The following is a 17,180-nucleotide window of genomic DNA, read 5'->3' on the forward strand; positions in this document are numbered from 1 at the left end:
AATAATATTGCTGCTCCGGCCAGTGCAATCCCGAATTTCTTCATAAAATCAAGCATTTTCTCTGTCATCATGGGCACCCCCGTATCATCTGCTGATATATAAAAAACTAAAACACATACACACTCAGATATTGTAATGCCATATAATCAGAATACATCAAGAAAATTGCGGATGAGTTTTACCGTGGAAAGGCGGAGCACGCCTAATATATACAGCAAAATAGGCTCAACTTTTTCGGCAGTTAAAAGTTCCGCCGTTTTTTTGATTTGACACTTCAACATCTGCACTTCTCTCATTTACTGCGTTCGATCCCCAACACCACTGCGTAAATGCGCTATCAGCGCATATCCTTCACATTCCAGCAATCGAAAACAGATGACAGGATGGGGTCTCCCATCCTGTCATCTGTCAGAAAACAATATAATTATCACACGTAAAACTTAGCAGGTTATTTTTTCTTTTCAGGATGCATAACTGTAGTAAAGATAAATATCACAAGACATCCTAATGCAAATATGAAACCAATAGGATATCCGATATTGGCAGACATTTTAAATCCCTCCGGAGCAAGGCAGATATAGGTTGCTGAAACAGCGGCCATAAACGTTGCGGGGATGGCTGTTATCAGACATGCATACTTGTTCTTTACAAAACGGAACATATAGACAGAAGCAGCCCAAAGGACGATCATAGCCAATGTTTGATTGGACCATGAGAAGTACCTCCATATAATCGTGTAGTTTAATTTGGAAATAAGGAATCCGACTGCAAGAAGAGGAACGGAAATAGCCAGCCGCTTTTTGGTTTTAGACTGGTCTATGTTGATCCAGTCGGCAATTGTAAGTCGAGCGCTGCGGAACGCCGTGTCACCGCTCGTGATCGGGCAGGCGATAACACCAAGGATGGCAAGGACACCGCCAATTTTGCCGAGCAGTCCGAACGAAACATCGTACACAACATTAGCGGGTGAACCGCCAAATGCCTTAAGCGCATTGGCCAAGCCTATCGTAGTTCCGCCTTCATAATAGGCACATCCTGCAGCGGCCCAGATAAGGGCAATGATTCCTTCGGCTATCATAGCGCCATAAAAAACCTTTCGTCCTTCTCTTTCACTTGTGATACAGCGAGCCATCATAGGGCTCTGGGTGGAGTGAAACCCGCTGATAGCACCGCAGGCAACAGTGATGAACATGAACGGGAAAATCGCAGTCCCGCTTGGGTGCTGGTTGGAGAATGATATTTCAGGAATTCTATATCCATTGGCAAACAATCCGATAATAATGCCAAAAGCCATGAAAATAAGAACTGCTCCAAAAAACGGATAAAGTTTTCCGATTATCTTGTCAATCGGAAACATCGTTGCCAGAAAGTAATAGGCCAAAATAATAAGGACCCAAAACTTGATCGTCATTGAATCCGGGGTCAGACGGGCAAGCAGCTGGGCAGGTCCGACGAGAAAGGCGACTCCGACGAAAACCAGCAGGATAACGGAGAACACCCTCATTACCTGCAGCATGCCCTTGCCAAGATATATACCAGTAATTTCACTTATCGAGGCTCCTCCATGGCGCTCACTGAGCATTCCTGACAAGTAGTCGTGTACGCCTCCGGCAAATACTGACCCGAAACATATCCACAAAAATACCTGTGGACCCCAGAGTGCTCCGCTGATCGCCCCAAAAATAGGACCCAATCCAGCAATATTCAAAAGCTGTATCATGAAAACTTTCCATGTTTTCATAGGTACAAAGTCGACAGAATCATTTTTTGTGTTTGCGCAAGTTTGACGGTCATCCGGTCCAAACAGCTTCTCTACGAAACTTCCGTAGAAAAAATAGCCGCAAATAAGTATTGCAAGAGAGACAAAGAACGAAATCATAATAAAATTCCCCCCATCCCAATATTATAAAAAATATCCCGGTATTACCACACATCTTGCTGCTAAGACCATCCTTGGCAGCATGTACTTATTCACCACAATTTCTGCGTATATTATACACCTCTTATACACCGTCATGTTTGCCCGGTACATAACAGAAAAATACGCTATAAATAACGCTTATACCAGCCCCCTCCTATATGTTTTGCCATTGGCAGGCTGTAAATACCTAATTTTCTATATATACCCGATATATCATATTCCTAATTTATAATACATTTAATATAAGTACGCTTATAATTGTAACCATTGTTGAATATTAATATAAAGTCATTCATCTATAAACTTTAATTTTTCATTGTAGTCAGGGCATATCATATATACTTTCCGTGGTATAATAAACACTGAGTTGTACATTTCATAGTATGGAGCTGGATGATGAGACGAAGGCGAAGATTCTATTTTCCTATTACCAGAACATTAGTCCTTCTTATCATAATGCTTGTGCTCATGGCTTGTGCAAGCTGGATGCTTGTCGAGCATATCAAATACCTCTTCGCATCGCACAACGACTTACAGAACCGTACAGTCCTCACCCTTGCGGCAAATATAGTCGACGGACACATAAATGCAACACTGGCGCACCTGCAGGGACTTGCATACCTATCATCCGTTTCTGCCGCAGGCAAAGACGGAGCGATCAGAGATGAATGGCTCGACCGCATGCGGATCGAGGCAAAAAAAATAGGGTTTCGGCGCATATCCATTTCCGACTTCGAGGGCAACACGATCTCGACAACAGGCAGGCAATTCAACATTTCAAACATCGCGGAACAGGAGCAGTTCCAGAAGACCATATACGGATTCTCTTCCGTCTCCGGTGTCGTCACAGACAGGATTACCGACACAAGTGATACACAGGGAGAGGTCATCATATTTCAGGTACCTGTCTTCAAAGGTGCGGTTGTGACAGGCGCGCTCTCCGGGGCAATCGGGCTTGAAGATGCTTCTTCCTTTCTTGCCGGGATCGATACCAATTACAGCGGGAACTCGTTATTTATTATTGACGGCAGCAACCGAATAATAACATACTCAAAAATATTAACAGACAGGAACATCCATTACAGACACAGCATCAGCTTCTTTGATTACATGTCAAACATTATTGCCCCGGAGGAACAAGGATATATCCTGAAAAATCTGGGGGGGCTCCAGGCAAAAAATATATATATGTACGTTACTAAAAAAGATCAACACTATTTTTCATTTACACCATTATCAGGCAGCAGCGGATGGAAGCTGGTCGAAGTATCATCCGAAGAGGGCATAATATCCACTCAGAGGAATATAATTTACAGGACAGGCCTGCTTATCCTTGCGGTTACGTTGTCCATCATCGTCTCTTTGCTGTGCCTTTATATAATCAGCTGGAAATACTATAAGATAAGGGCGCTTAATCGTACCACTCTGGAAAAATCCGGATTCCATCTTTTCATGCTCTCTCCGGAGGGAATTGCCGAAGACTTTGACGAAGGCTTCGCCAAATTACTCGGGATCCCGGAGCACTCCTTTTCTTTTGACTTTAGAGAGCTTATGGACAAAGACCAGACTATCTTCCCGCAAAATTCGATCAGAATGGGGCAATCCTTCCGGCTGCCTTTGCACATGGCCGACGGAAGGACGATATATCTGCTCATACAGGTCATAGGCAATGAGGAGGGCGGGTTTTACCAGTCATTTGCAGTTGATGTGACAAAAGACGAGCTCATTCAGGAACATATACGCATGATTGCTTATACTGACCTCATCACAATGCTGCCAAACAGGGAAAGCTTCTCTTTAAAGGTTGAAGAGCTGGGCAGAAGATGCCTCAGAGAGAGTTTCAACAGTGCATATCTGTTTATTAACATAAACGACACGCATAAAATACTTGAGATCTTCGGCGACAGGGTAGCCAGAAACATGCTGCTTGAGGCCGCGAACAGGCTCTCTTCTGTTGCAAAGGAATGCGGCGGACTTCTTTATAATCTTGGCAACGACAATTTCGTGATCCTGCTGGAATCATTCAGCGAGACTCAGGAACTTAAATATATTTGCAGCAAAATCAAAGATCTATTTTTAAGACCGTTTGTTGTTTTCGACAACAAGTTTGAGATAAGCTGCCGCGTCGGTGCGGTCCCGTGCCCGGAATATCTTAGACAGACACCTATATCTCCAAGTGATATGTTCCGATACGGAGAGATTACGATGCGCCTGGCAAAAAACCCTGACAATATGTTTATTCTGAACGCAAAGACGTACAAATCCATCATGAAAGAACTTGACATAGAGAGGGACCTTGCCCAATCAATCATAAAGAATGAACTTGAGCTTTACTACCAGCCGATATATGACTCAATAAACGACCGCATATATTCTGTGGAGGCATTACTGCGCTGGCACAGCGTCAGGCATGGGGATATACTGCCAAAAACATTCATCCCTATGGCAGAAAAAAGCGGCTTCATAAACCAGCTTGGCGATTTTGTCATTGACAGTGCCATGGCATTTGCCTCGCAACTTAAGGATAAAGATGTCAAAGTCCAGTTTAACGTATCAACCATACAGCTCATGCAGTCGGATTTTGCAGACAGACTGCTTGCAAAGTTCCGTAAACACTGTCTGTCGCACTTCAGTGTAGGCATGGAGATAACCGAGGCATGCTTCCTTGAAAATGCGCCGGGAACACGTGAAAAACTTGGAAGGCTTAGGGCTTGCGGGATAATGGTCTTTATAGATGATTTTGGAACAGGCTATTCATCTTTCTCATACCTGAAAGACATGCCTGCAGACTGTCTTAAAATTGACAAGACGTTCGTCGGAGGGCTTGAGACATCAAATAAACAGAAGACCATCATCAAGGCAATTTCATACATGGCAGATGCACTTGGTATGCTCGCCATCGCCGAAGGTGTCGAGACAAAAGAACAGCTTGACCTTGTGCTTCAAAGCGGCTGCAGATATGTCCAGGGTTTCCTCATAGCTAAGCCGATGCCTGCAAAAGACGTTATTGATTTTATAAATGGGTTTAATTCCGAGGATTAAGTATGCCGTGTTCTTTCCTGCGGATTTTATACGTGCGGTAAAGCCATATGATCCCGCAAATAATGGCTGATACGGATATATATTGCCCGATATGCAGAGCAGAAGCAGGTTCTGTCATACGTAAACTGTCAAAGGCAAGCCTGTAGGAACCGTAAAGTATCAGAAACAGGGGGAAGAGTATAGCGCTTCCCCCTATTTTAATGTCATGTTCAGGTATCTTTCTTTCCGCTGTGAAGAGAAAAAGGGCTATCATCAGCCCTGCTGCCGATTCCGAAAGCTGCGACGGAAATCTATAGAAACCCGCCGCGTCAAACGGAAAATATACCGCCCACCAAGGCTGTTTGGCGAAAAAATATCCTACGCCGACACAGCAGCCGTTAAGGAAGCATCCTATCCTTCCGATCCCGATCATCACTGCCGCTGGTATCGATGAGGCCTCAGCAAAATCATCAACTGAAATTTTAAGTTTTCTAAGCCGGTAAACTCCGGCAAGTCCGCCGCACAGCATACCGGGAACAGAGGAGAGCCCGCCCTTTAATATTTCATCTGCGGTCGTCATGCCGGCAAGCCAAAGCGGAAGTTTTTCTGCCGCATTGCCGACGATTGCGCCAAGAATCGCCGCAGAATATATCCAGACAATTACAGAAGAAACATCATCCCAATCCATACCGAACTTCCTGATCGCCCTGTTTCTCGTCCATAGGATAAAGACCAGCAAAGCAAAAGTCCACAGCACATAATAGCTGCGGACTTCAATGAACGAAATTTTAAACAGTACAGGATACATCCGGCTATCTAACGGGCGCGGGTGCGCCTTCTGCCGCCATTATCAGAGCCATGCGCCGGACATACGACAACTCGCCTTGTGGGCTCTTCGCCTATCGAGCGTGTCTCAACCTCCCTGTTCTCCTTGAGTGCGATGTGTACTATACGGCGTTCCCAGCTTGACATAGGTTCGAGGCTGACCGGATAACCCTTGCGGAGGGCCTCTCTTGCTATTGATTCCGCAAGGCGGGTAAGGGCCTGCTCTCTGCGACTGCGATATCCGCCGCAGTCAAAACGGACACGTCTTGTTGACATGTCGTCGTGACATACAAGGTTAGTAAGATATTCCAGTGCTTTGAGCGTCTCCCCGTATCTCCCTATTACCACTCCGACATCCTCTCCCACAAGATTGATGGTTCCGTCGTCATTGAGCTCAGGTATAAGATCAAGTCCCATTTTTTCAAGAACTTCATTGACGAAATGGCATGACTTAATGTAAGAGACGGGAGCAAAAGGACTGACTTCGATTTTATAGGAACTCCCCAGAAGACCGAAAAGTTTTTTGTCCTCCGATATAACGGTAGCTTCGACATCTGTCGGTTTTATGCCCCAGAGTTCAGCAGCTTTCACGCGTGCTTCATCAAGCGAGGAACATTCAAGGACCGTTGACTCTATTTCGGGCATCGGTATCTGTTCTTCTCTCTCCATGTTGTTATTCATTGCCTTTTGCCTTCGTTATCGTCATCGTCATCGTCATCTTCATCCTCGTACTCATCTTCGTCATCATCATCATCATCAACTGCGGAAGCGGCAACAGGCTTGTTCTTGTGCAATACCGGCTTTACCTCAAGCTCATGCTTCGTCTTCCTCATGACGAAGTACTGCTGGACTACGCCTATCAGTGAGGAGAGACCCCAATAAAGCATTACTCCGCCGGGCATCGGAAGACATATAAATGCCATAAAGAACGGCATGATAGTGTTCATCATTGCCATCTGAGGATTATTGCCACCTGAAAGTTTCTGCTGTGCCCAAGTAAGAACAGATATGCTTATAAGCAGCACCATGTTGCCTATATACAGGCCGGCATTGGAAAGCCCGGCCGGATTTTTAAGTATCGCTGTAAGCACGGACATTATGCTGTATGTCCCGTTTGCCCCGGCGGAAACACCTAGGGCCTGGGCAAGCCCCGCTGTAGTAGACGAGCCAAGCAGAACACCCATGAAAGACGTATCCGCAAAATCATATGTCCTGAGCACGTTGAACAGTAATATAAGTATAGGAAGCTGTACAAGCAGAGGAAGACAGCCTGCCGCGGGGTTGATCTTATTCTCCTTGTAGAGGCGCATTGTCTCCTGACTTAGTTTTTCCTTGTCATCAGCATATTTTTCCTGAATTACCTTCAGCCTGGGCTGGATTTTCTGCATCTGCTGCATGCTGACCATCTGTTTCTGATTGAGAGGGTATAGCACGACCCTTACCGCGATAGTAAGCAATACTATCGAAAGACCGTATGAGTTTGTTATTGCGTAGAAAAAATCAAGGATCGCGAGGAGCAGTTGGCTTGCTCCGGTCCAAATTGCGCTCAATGCCTTCACCTAACCTTTCGAGGTCTTTTTAAATAATCTTCCTATCCGTATCCGTTGAATTTCTTCAGGCTCAGGGACCGGGTCAAACCCTCCCGGATCCCAAGGCCCGCAGCGGCATATTCGATATAGTCCCAGAAGGGACCCGTAAAAAAAACCATGCTTCTCTAAAGCTTCGACCGCATATTCGGAGCACGAGGGATAGAATCGGCACTTTCCGCCTCCCAGCAGTGGAGAGATCGCCGCCTGATAGAACCTGATAAAAAATACTGCTATTTTTGTGATGAAACTCATCCAGTCTTTATGCGGTCAATTTCCCAGCAAAATCCGGGCCACTCAGGGCTCAAAAGTCCCCTTCTTTTCAGGGAGCGACCGATATCAAGGTAAACATCGCATGCAGAAAGCCCGAGCGCGTTTTCACGCAGGGAGCCCACAATCCACACTCCGTCATTAATCCAAGGCAGAAGTCTGCGGAAGGACTCTCTCATAATCCTGCGTCCTCTCGTGCGCTTTGCCGCAATTGCAATCTTCTTTCCGACAGTCACCCCGACAAGCGTAGGTCCTGATGGCCTCTCAACAAAGAATAACCGCACCAGCTCGCCTGTTTCACGACGCCCGGTGCGGAATACAAGGTCAAACTGCCACCTGCTTCTGAGCCTGACAGCAGCTGCAAAGCCGAAATCCACGGCTATTAGACGGCAAGACGCGCTCTACCCTTACGGCGGCGATTCCTAAGAATACGGCGTCCGCTCGGGGAGGCAGAACGTACCAGAAAGCCCATTGACCGCTTGCGGCTCGTGTTATGCGGCTGAAATGTTCGTTTCACAGACTACACCTCCTGTGGTTCATTTTCATCGACATATAATTATCAATTCAGCAACCCAGCAAATATAGCATACACTTCGCCATGGGGCAAGGAAATTATCAAATATCGACGACGGATCTCAGTCAATTCTACATAAAAACGGAAGAAAAAGCAAACAAGTATTGCATGTTCCGGTATGTATGTGTTAAGATACTTTCTGTCTTTTGTGAAGGAGGTGACGGCATTGCCAAATAAGAAGTCAGCGAAAAAACGAGTTTTGGTCACTGAGAGAAACCGCATTTATAACCGTTTCTGGAAAACCCGCTGCAAGAATGCAGTAAAGAAAGTTCTTGAAGCTGTGGAACAGAAAGATCCCGAACTTGCAGTTAAGAGGCTGAACGAGGCTCAGGGTGTACTGGATAAGGCGGTAGTTAAGGGCGTCGTCCACCGGAACACAGCAGCACGCCGCAAGTCAGGTATGGCTGCAAGGGTCAAATCTCTCTCGGCGTAACCGGTCGATTTCTGTTTACAGTCAACGGCGGGGCTCTTGACGGGTCCCGCTGTTTTGCATGATAAAAACGATCAGACGGCTTTTATTTTACCTTTGCCAACGAGATCGATGATAAGCGCCTCAAGCCCGCTCCATCCCGCACCTGTTCCGCTTTTCTCGTCGATGTTTATCTTTATGAGACCGATCACAAAAACACCAAGGGCTTCGTGCCCATACTTACGAGCCGCAATGCCTGCCATTCTCCATGCATAATCCCTGGCCCCGAGAGATTTAGCAAACATTGCCCCCAAGCGCGGATGGAGAGCTGCATACCAGGCAAGTCTCATCCTGTTATGCAGCGCCGATACCAGTGGGATGAGGTCTCCGTCCTTCGATATCGAATGGAGGTTCCTGACGGATGCACTGTGATCTCCTGCGCATAGGCCGTCAAGAAGTCGAAGCAGGCTCCTGCTGCCGTCATCGAGACACATCATCTCCACATCCGCCGCAGTTATGGTATCTTCGCGCTTTAGCATCGACAGGCTTGACAGCTGGCTTCGTATCTCTTCCGGATCATCAAGTATCTCTACAATCATAGCAACGGCATCATGCCCTATGTTGATTTTCATCTCACGTGCAAGATCAGCGACCCACATCTGACGTTCTCTCGGCCAGCGGGGAAACTCAGCCGCCCTCAGGACGACACATTTTTTCATAACTTCTTTTGGGATAAATTTTGAAGGGTCTGAGTCATAGACCAGAATTATTATGACGGCAGAGTCCGCCTCGACCATTGGGGAGAGGTTTTCCGGCATGACCCCCATAAGCGCGGCGGAATCAACTACTATGAGACTCTTTTCGTCAAAAAGACCTGCCGACATATTATCTGACAGAAGGGAGACCCACTCTCCTCCCTCCTGTCGTGCTGCAAGCAGATATCCGTTTTTTCCCAACTCGGCTGTGGTCTCCTCAAGAAGACGCCGCTGTCCGGTGCCGGAGGCAACAATCAGGCGGAGACCAGGCATCAGCCTTTCACCACTATGTTTACAATTTTACCCGGAACAGTGATTATTTTTACTATCTCTTTGCCTTCTATGCGCTTCTTTGTCTCTTCACGCGACAATATTTCAGCCTGAAGGTCTTCCCTTGAAAGTCCCACTGGAACGCTGAACTGCTCGCGCACCCTGCCGTTTATCTGAAGGACTATAGTGGACTCATCTTCTGTGAGGGCATCTTCCTCAACCTCAAACCATTTTTCAACGGAGAGGAAAGTGCTGTTGCCTATCAAGTGCCAGAGCTCCTCCGTAATATGCGGAGCAAACGGCGACAGACAGCAGAGCAATGTTTCAACGGCCTCCCTCATTATCTGCCAGCCTGTTTCATTACTTGGCCTGTAGGCTATCAGAGCGTTGGTCAGTTCCATAAGCCTTGCGACAGCGGTATTGAACTGGCGTTCGTCCCTGATGTCTCTGGTGACCCTGTCAAGTGTGCTGTGTGTGATCCTTTTGATCTCACGCTCCTCACGGCCTTTTATATCTTTCATGGCGACATGTTTTCTCTGCGCAGACTTCAGTCCGTCAAGGTTAGACTCAACGAGGCGCCACACACGCACCAGGAACCTGTTTGCGCCTTCAACCCCGCGGTCGGACCAGTCGAGATCCTTCTCTGGGGGAGAGGCAAAAAGGATAAAAAGTCTTGCCGTGTCCGCCCCGTACTTCTTCATTATTTCGTCAGGATCAACGACGTTGCCAATCGACTTCGACATCTTTGATCCGTCCTTGATGACCATTCCCTGAGTCAGAAGGCGCTTGAACGGCTCCCTCATGTCGTTAGGGAGAAGCCCCAGGTCTGCGCAAACCTTAGTGAAGAATCTGGCGTATATAAGATGCAGGCAGGCATGCTCAATACCTCCTATGTACTGGTCGACAGTCATCCAGTATGAAACGTCTTCCTTGTCGAACGGTTTGTCCGTACACCACGGTGATGTATAGCGGCTGAAATACCATGATGAGCAGAAAAACGTGTCCATCGTGTCCGTCTCGCGGCGGGCAGGCCCTCCGCAGACGGGGCAGGTCGTGTTGATCCAGTCCTCGCGCGTTGAGAGCGGGTTGCCTCCATGCTCAGGCATCTCTATATCAAGGGGGAGCTCAACAGGAAGCTGCTCTTCAGGGACAGGAACAATTCCGCAGCGGTCACAGTAAACCATCGGTATCGGCGTACCCCAGTAACGCTGACGCGATATCAGCCAGTCGCGAAGGCGGAACTGAACTTCTTTTTTGCCAAGCCCGTTCTTCTCAAACCAGCTGCCTATCTGCTCTATAGCTTCCGCCGTCGGGAGCCCGTCAAATTCCCCTGAGTTGCAGGCGATGCCTTCTGCCGCTACGGATTCTGTCATCGTTGCCCCATCTGGGACAGGATCGTCTGCGGGACGTACAACAGGGATGACGGCGATTTTATATTTACGCGCAAAGTCAAAGTCGCGCTGATCGTGAGCCGGAACACCCATAATGGCGCCGGTGCCGTAATCCATGAGTATATAGTCGGCGATCCAGATGGGGACCTTGTCCCCGTTGACCGGGTTAATAGCGAAGAAACCCGTGTCCATCCCTTCCTTGTCAACGCCTACAGCAGTACGCTCTATCGCGCTGCGTGAAGACATCTTCTTTGCAAACTCGCGCAGGGCCTCTGCTTTTTTGCCGCCGACCCTCTCTGCAAACTCTTCCACAAACGGATGCTCAGCCGCCATAGCGACAAATGTGACTCCGAATATCGTGTCTATACGGGTGGTGAATGCCTCGATGCTGAGATCAGTGCCGTCTACATCCATACTGAAGTGGACGCCATCTGAACGGCCTATCCAGTTGCGCTGCATCGTAACGACACGCTCCGGCCAGCCTGTAAGGTCATCAAGGCAGTCCAGAAGCTCCTGTGCATAATCTGTTATGCGTATGAACCACTGATCAAGCCCGCGCTTCGTGACCGGAGTCCCACAGCGCCAGCACACACCCTCTCCAATCACCTGTTCGTTCGCAAGCACGGTTTGACAGCTTTCACACCAGTTGACGGGGGCATGTTTGCGATATACGAGGCCTTTTTTATAGAACTGAAGGAATAGCCACTGGTTCCATTTGTAATAGTTGACGTTGCACGTCTCTATACGGCGGCGCCAGTCATAGCTGTACCCAGCCCGCTTAAGCTGCCGAGTCATGTGCTCGATGTTTTTCCATGTCCACTCCGCCGGCGGCAGTTTCATCTTGATCGCGGCATTCTCGGCAGGCATCCCGAATGCGTCGAAACCCATAGGATATAGGACATTGTACCCCTGCATCCTAAGGAAGCGCGCAAGCAGGTCGCCGATGGAATAGTTGCGCAGATGACCCATGTGCAGTGCTCCGCTTGGGTATGGGAACATTTCGAGGCAGTAAAATTTTTCCCTGCTGCTGTCGGTCTCGACCTCAAATATCTTTGAGTCCGCCCACTCCTTCTGCCATTTCGGTTCTATGGCAGCGTAATCGTACGGCATCTATGATCTCTCCTCTTCAATGAAGAATTTTCATCAATAATTCGTACATTATATACGTGGCTATGGTAAGGAGCAAGTAACAGCGGCCCCTCCGGTTTTTTTGCGGATATACTTGGCCGGGATGTCTGACGGACTATTGCGGTGTCTTAAGCAACTTTTCACTAAGCTTCAGGTCAGATTTTTCAATCATCTCAGGTCTCTCAGGATAAACGCCGCCCACAGCTCAAACGCATCCTTAAAATTCCATGGATCTTTGCCGGTAATCGCACGTATTTTTTTCAGCCTGTACTGAAGGCTGTTCCTGTGCATGGCAAGGCGCTCCGCAGCCGCTCCAACTGCAAAAGGTGCTTCGCACCATACAAGAAACGTTTTCTTTATCTCGTCATAGTCTTTTCTGCCGATAAGTCCGCTCAGAGTTCTTGTCACAAACTCACCGCGTTTGGGAAAAGGCAGCAGATCCAGCAGCATTTCGGAGGTGAAGTTTTTGGCAGACATGACCCCTTCCGAGCCAAGCTGGCTGCCAAGCCTTAGGGCATCCCTTGCTGTGCGCAGCGACCGAGCAAGACCCGCAAGGTCTGAAGAGGGGAACCCGATCGCAGCGTCAGCTTCGATGCCTTTGTCTTTAAGTGTGCCGATCAAACCGTCAGTGAGCATCTCCGCCGCTTCATCCGCATGTTCATGGGCGGTGTCAAAGCTCGGAGAAAAGAAAATAGTCACACTGTAATTTTCCTGTGGACATATAAGGTCCCTCGGATTGGAGAAAGAAGCATAAACTTCGCGTAGCATTTTCTGGAACGAGGACTCTGCTGTCCCTTCCCCCCACTTCTTCATTTGCACAACTATTGCAGTCCTGCATCTGCTCAGGTCGTAACCAAGCTCTCTTCCCTGGATCCTTATAAATTCTTCATTCACATTCCTCACGTCGAAAACGGCTATGTTTTCCACCAGGTCACGAAGCGCCCTCTCCCTGAGTAGTTTAGATTCCATGAACGCCTGCTCGCGAAACATTATTTCAGCCTGCTTCTGGACAAGCAGTCCATAACGTGCAACCTCATCAGGCGATCCGGCTATAGAGACAGAACCTACGACCCTGTCATAGAACTGTATCGGAAGCGTATAGCCGGGGAGAACATTCTTAAGCCCTTCCGCGTCTTCACTGGACGTTGTCATCGGACTGTTTTCCTTCATAACTTTTACAGATGGCCCGTGGAATTCCCCAAGCCTCTTTTCGTCGTTGCAGCCGATTATAATTCCGTTTTCGTCTGTGACTAGGACACCGCATCCGATGACATCACTTGTACTTTTTGCTATATTCTGCGCCATTTCCTTGAACACCAAAACCACATCCTAATTTTTAATTCAATTGAATAATTTATTCATTATTATAATCTATTTTATTGTTCAATATAATAATGATTTTTCGTCTTTCATAAGATTAAACTTTACCGGAGGGGGACACATATCTCCGGCTGCTGTTTCCATCGCGGCCAAAAGACTGCTGCAAACTTTTTTAATAGGAGGGATGCACAATGCGGCTGAAATTGCACAAGGTCCATATCAGCGGGCTGGTATTCGCTGACAGGACATATACATCCGGCGGAACGCTGTATATTTGCAGGGGGGACGCGGAAGGCTTAATAGCCCAAGATACCCGCTTCTCTGATGTCCATATCGATATCGCCTGCCCAGGAGAGAGTACGCGCATCATTCCCGTCAAGGACGCAGTTGAGCCTCGGGTAAAGATTGACAAAAATAATTATTTTCCCGGATTTTTAGCCCCAATGGAAAAGGCAGGATCAGGGGATACACTCGTACTTGACGGTGCGGCGGTCATAACATGCGGACCGATAGTGGCCTTTCAGGAAGGTTTTATAGACATGAGCGGCCCAGGGGCAATTTATACTCCGTTTTCACAGACGTATAATATAGTTTTATCGGTGAAACCTTCCGCAGGACTTGAAAAACACATGTACGAAACGGCGCTTCGCGAGGCAGGGCTCAAACTCGGCGTTTACATCGCGCGCTGCTGTGCCGTTAATGGAGCAAAGGCTGACGAGATACAGGTATTCGAGAAGGGAGATGCTTTTGAAGAGAGCGTGAGGTATCCTGATCTTCCTAAAATAATATATGTCTGCATGAACATCACTCAGGGGCTTCTGCACGACACATATCTTTACGGAAGCAACCTGCGTCCTTCATTCCCGACGCTGCTCCATCCGAACGAAGTTCTGGATGGAGCCTTGGTATCAGGCAACTGCGTTTCGGCGTGCGACAAAAATACAACCTGGCATCACCTGCACAACCCAATCGTCCAGGCTCTCTATACACGCCACGGCAGGGAGATCAACTTCCTCGGCGTAATCCCGACTCAGGAGAGCACAGTGCTTGACGGAAAGCTCCGTGCCGCCGAGATGAACCTTTCAATAGCACAGCAGCTGGGAGCAGAAGGAGCGATCGTCTCCGAGGAAGGCTACGGCAATCCGGACACCGACCTTTGTCTTAACGCTAAAAAATTTGAGCAGGCCGGAATAAAAACAGTACTGATATCGGATGAATCGGCAGGAACCGACGGAGCCAGCCAGAGTCTGGCGGACGCCACACCGGAGCTTACAGGGTTCGTCTCAACAGGGAACGTAAACGAGATGATCGAAGTACCGGCTATGGACAAAATTATAGGATACAGGGAGGCTATATCCCTCCTCTCCGGAGGCGCAGAAGAAAGCCTCCGTGATGACGGGTCAATGTACGTTGAGCTCCAGTCGATAATCGCATCAACTGCCGAAATAGGCTTCAACAAACTCGGCTGTGAGTGGGTCTGAGGGAGGCATTACAGATGACTTGCAATATCGTTCACTACATAAACCAGTTCTATGCAGGAATAGGAGGAGAAGAAAAAGCGGACTACAGGCCGGAGGTACGCGAAGTCGCAGTTGGACCGGGGGTGCAGATCAACAAAATATTAGACGGGGAGGGGATCATTGTTGCGACAGTGATATGCGGCGACGGATTCTACGGAGAGAACACGGAAGAAGCGCGCAAGATCTGTCTTGATATGATCGGACGTTTCAAACCCGACCTGTTTATGGCCGGACCCGCCTTCAATGCCGGACGCTACGGTTTTGCATGCGGGGACATCGCGGCTACGGTAGGCAAGCAGCTCGGCATCCCTACGGTCACGGCAATGTACCCCGAGAACCCTGGGGTCGAACTTTACTCCAAGAAGACATATATTGCAATAACATCCGACAGTGCGCGCGGTATGAGCAAAGCCCTACAGTCAATGACCGGCATCGGTCTCAAGCTATTCAGAGGGGAGAAGATGGGACCTGCAAGGCTTGAGGGATACATTCACCACGGTATACGCAAATCTTTCTTCCATGAGAAGAATGGTGCGGAACGCGCGGTGGAGATGCTGCTTGCCAAGCTGAGGGGGGAAGAGTTCCGAACTGAATATGAGATGCCGGTCTTCAATAAAATACCTCCGGCGCCTCCGGTAAAAGACCTCCGTAAAGCAACAATAGCACTGATATCTTCCGGCGGTATCGTACCAAAGGGCAATCCCGACCATATCCGCGTATCTTCAGCCGAGAGCTATGGGGCATACGATATATCGCAGCTCCGGGATATGACACCTGATAACTACGAGTCAATACACGGAGGTTATGACCGTGAATGGGCGAATATCGACCCTGACGTAGTACTGCCTCTCGATGTAATGCGTGAACTTGAGGCCCAGGGTGTTTATGCAAAACTTCACAACACTTTCTACACCACAACCGGCACCGGAACGGCCGTTGCAAACGCGGAAAGGTTCGGGCGCGAGATAGGCGAACAGCTTAAAAATGAGGGGGTCGACGCAGCGATCCTTACTTCCACATGAGGCACATGTACAAGATGCGGCGCATCTATGACAAGGGAGATCGAACGTGTTGCCGGTATTCCGGTTGTGCAGATAGCGACCATAGTTCCTATAATGCTCACGGTCGGGACTAACAGAATAGTCCCGGGCATTGCCATACCACACCCTACCGGCAACCCTGCACTCGGTCCGGAGGGGGACAGGCTCGCCCGCAAAGAGATCGTTCTCCGCGCGCTGAAGGCCCTGACCACTCCGATAGAAGAACAGACAATTTTCGAGAAATAAAAATAAAAGAACTCAACTTTCCCACCGTCTTTCCCGCATGCTTTTGAGCGGGAATCCAGCGACTTCAATATTTTAGAACCACTGGTTCTCCGCTAAAAACATTTAGAGAAGACGAAAAACAGAGGTTTTGAATCCACTAGTAGCAAGGGGTGGAAAAGTTGAGTAAAAGAATGGCAAAACAGATGCGAGAGGATCGATTTAAGCAGCCGCTTTGCCGACATATCAGGGAGGCAGGCCTATGTCCGGTAAAATACTTCAGATAGTCACAAATAACCCTGAAATATACCGGGGTCCAGAGATGCCGTACGGCATCGTATTTGCCGACGGTTCCCCTATGGATGTTCTGGACAAGACAGAGGAACTTCTGCAGCAGGGCTGGCGACTGCTATCTGCGCCGCTTCCGCCAAACATCCCCTTGATGCGCGGGCCATATCGTTCGCTCGTAATAGTTGAATCCGACAGCCGATATGACGCCGCCGGCCTTAAAGCTATAGATAAGGCGCGGATGCGCTACGGCATGGAAAGAGCCGCGGGCTGCCGTACGGCATCGGGCAGCGATTTTGCAATTATCGATCATAGTATGCTCCAGCGGACATTAAAGGACATATCACTGCTTAATACGTGATTTATGAAGTTTCAATAAACTGCTGCAAGTGTTACCATCAAGAGTACAATAAGCAGTAATATACGGAGGCGGATCGCATTGATCGAACTTACGAAAGAAAACTGTGATGCAGAAGTACGTGAAGAGAGGGCTATGCCCGTAGTGGTAGATTTCTGGGGCCCCCAGTGTGTCCCCTGCATGGGACTCATGCCGCACTATCACGAAATGGAAAAGGAATTCGAGGGCAAGGTCAAATTCACGTCAGTCGACTGCTCTGCAAACAAAAGGGTCGCAATGGGC

16 protein-coding genes are annotated in these 17,180 nt (G+C 48.4%); 6 read left to right on the forward strand and 10 right to left on the reverse strand.

Annotated elements, in window-relative coordinates; translation table 11 throughout:
- Positions 1-448: 448 nt before the first annotated feature.
- Positions 449-1,879 (reverse strand): carbon starvation protein A, encoded by a 1,431-nt coding sequence (locus LLF78_02215; protein MCE5201315.1) that lies wholly within the window; start codon positions 1,877-1,879, stop codon positions 449-451.
- Between the two features lie 435 nt (positions 1,880-2,314).
- On the opposite strand from LLF78_02215, the gene LLF78_02220 reads away from it, so the two are divergent.
- Positions 2,315-4,963, forward strand: a complete 2,649-nt coding sequence (locus LLF78_02220) for a GGDEF domain-containing protein (protein MCE5201316.1) — start codon at positions 2,315-2,317, stop codon at positions 4,961-4,963.
- Here LLF78_02220 and LLF78_02225 read toward each other — a convergent pair.
- From LLF78_02225 to rpmH, 6 genes are read right to left on the reverse strand one after another with little or no spacing between them, the layout of a single operon-like run.
- The gene (locus LLF78_02225) at positions 4,947-5,750 is read right to left on the reverse strand and encodes a prolipoprotein diacylglyceryl transferase (protein ID MCE5201317.1); all 804 of its coding nucleotides are present in this window, start codon (positions 5,748-5,750) and stop codon (positions 4,947-4,949) included. The two genes, LLF78_02220 and LLF78_02225, sit on opposite strands and share 17 nt — an antisense overlap.
- An 8-nt stretch (positions 5,751-5,758) precedes the next feature.
- Positions 5,759-6,448, reverse strand: coding sequence for a KH domain-containing protein (locus LLF78_02230; protein MCE5201318.1), 690 nt, complete (start codon positions 6,446-6,448; stop codon positions 5,759-5,761).
- A complete protein-coding gene (locus LLF78_02235) occupies positions 6,445-7,317 on the reverse strand; it encodes a YidC/Oxa1 family membrane protein insertase (protein MCE5201319.1) in 873 nt (290 codons plus the stop codon). Before LLF78_02235 ends, LLF78_02230 begins: the two co-directional genes overlap by 4 nt.
- A 9-nt stretch (positions 7,318-7,326) precedes the next feature.
- Positions 7,327-7,608 carry a membrane protein insertion efficiency factor YidD gene (gene yidD, locus LLF78_02240; GenBank protein ID MCE5201320.1) on the reverse strand — a complete coding sequence of 94 codons (282 nt, stop codon included), beginning with the start codon at positions 7,606-7,608 and terminating at the stop codon, positions 7,327-7,329.
- Positions 7,605-8,000, reverse strand: a complete 396-nt coding sequence (locus LLF78_02245; GenBank protein MCE5201321.1) for a ribonuclease P protein component — start codon at positions 7,998-8,000, stop codon at positions 7,605-7,607. Before LLF78_02245 ends, yidD begins: the two co-directional genes overlap by 4 nt.
- A gap of 5 nt (positions 8,001-8,005) precedes the next feature.
- On the reverse strand, positions 8,006-8,140 hold the full coding sequence (gene rpmH, locus LLF78_02250; GenBank protein ID MCE5201322.1) for a 50S ribosomal protein L34: 135 nt from the start codon (positions 8,138-8,140) through the stop codon (positions 8,006-8,008).
- A 223-nt stretch (positions 8,141-8,363) separates the two neighbouring features.
- Here rpmH and rpsT point away from each other — a divergent pair, with 223 nt between their 5' ends.
- Positions 8,364-8,630, forward strand: coding sequence for a 30S ribosomal protein S20 (gene rpsT, locus LLF78_02255; GenBank protein ID MCE5201323.1), 267 nt, complete (start codon positions 8,364-8,366; stop codon positions 8,628-8,630).
- Between the two features lie 71 nt (positions 8,631-8,701).
- On the opposite strand, the gene LLF78_02260 is transcribed toward rpsT, so the two are convergent.
- The 3 genes from LLF78_02260 to LLF78_02270 form a co-directional block, all read right to left on the reverse strand.
- Positions 8,702-9,634 (reverse strand): hypothetical protein, encoded by a 933-nt coding sequence (locus LLF78_02260; GenBank protein ID MCE5201324.1) that lies wholly within the window; start codon positions 9,632-9,634, stop codon positions 8,702-8,704.
- Positions 9,634-12,132, reverse strand: a complete 2,499-nt coding sequence (leuS, locus tag LLF78_02265; GenBank protein MCE5201325.1) for a leucine--tRNA ligase — start codon at positions 12,130-12,132, stop codon at positions 9,634-9,636. Before leuS ends, LLF78_02260 begins: the two co-directional genes overlap by 1 nt.
- 186 nt (positions 12,133-12,318) lie before the next feature.
- On the reverse strand, positions 12,319-13,467 hold the full coding sequence (locus tag LLF78_02270) for a helix-turn-helix domain-containing protein (GenBank protein MCE5201326.1): 1,149 nt from the start codon (positions 13,465-13,467) through the stop codon (positions 12,319-12,321).
- Positions 13,468-13,661: 194 nt separating this feature from the next.
- Here LLF78_02270 and LLF78_02275 point away from each other — a divergent pair, with 194 nt between their 5' ends.
- The 4 genes from LLF78_02275 to LLF78_02290 form a co-directional block, all read left to right on the forward strand.
- Positions 13,662-14,951, forward strand: a complete 1,290-nt coding sequence (locus LLF78_02275; GenBank protein ID MCE5201327.1) for a glycine/sarcosine/betaine reductase component B subunit — start codon at positions 13,662-13,664, stop codon at positions 14,949-14,951.
- Between the two features lie 14 nt (positions 14,952-14,965).
- On the forward strand, positions 14,966-16,276 hold the full coding sequence (locus tag LLF78_02280) for a glycine/betaine/sarcosine/D-proline family reductase selenoprotein B (GenBank protein ID MCE5201328.1): 1,311 nt from the start codon (positions 14,966-14,968) through the stop codon (positions 16,274-16,276).
- Positions 16,277-16,514: 238 nt separating this feature from the next.
- On the forward strand, positions 16,515-16,901 hold the full coding sequence (locus LLF78_02285; protein ID MCE5201329.1) for a GrdX family protein: 387 nt from the start codon (positions 16,515-16,517) through the stop codon (positions 16,899-16,901).
- 78 nt (positions 16,902-16,979) lie between these two features.
- A partial coding sequence (locus LLF78_02290) for a thioredoxin (GenBank protein ID MCE5201330.1) occupies positions 16,980-17,180 on the forward strand: 201 nt, incomplete at its 3' end.

The sequence above is a fragment of the Synergistaceae bacterium genome, from assembly GCA_021372895.1.
Taxonomy (GTDB): domain Bacteria; phylum Synergistota; class Synergistia; order Synergistales; family Synergistaceae; genus JAJFTP01.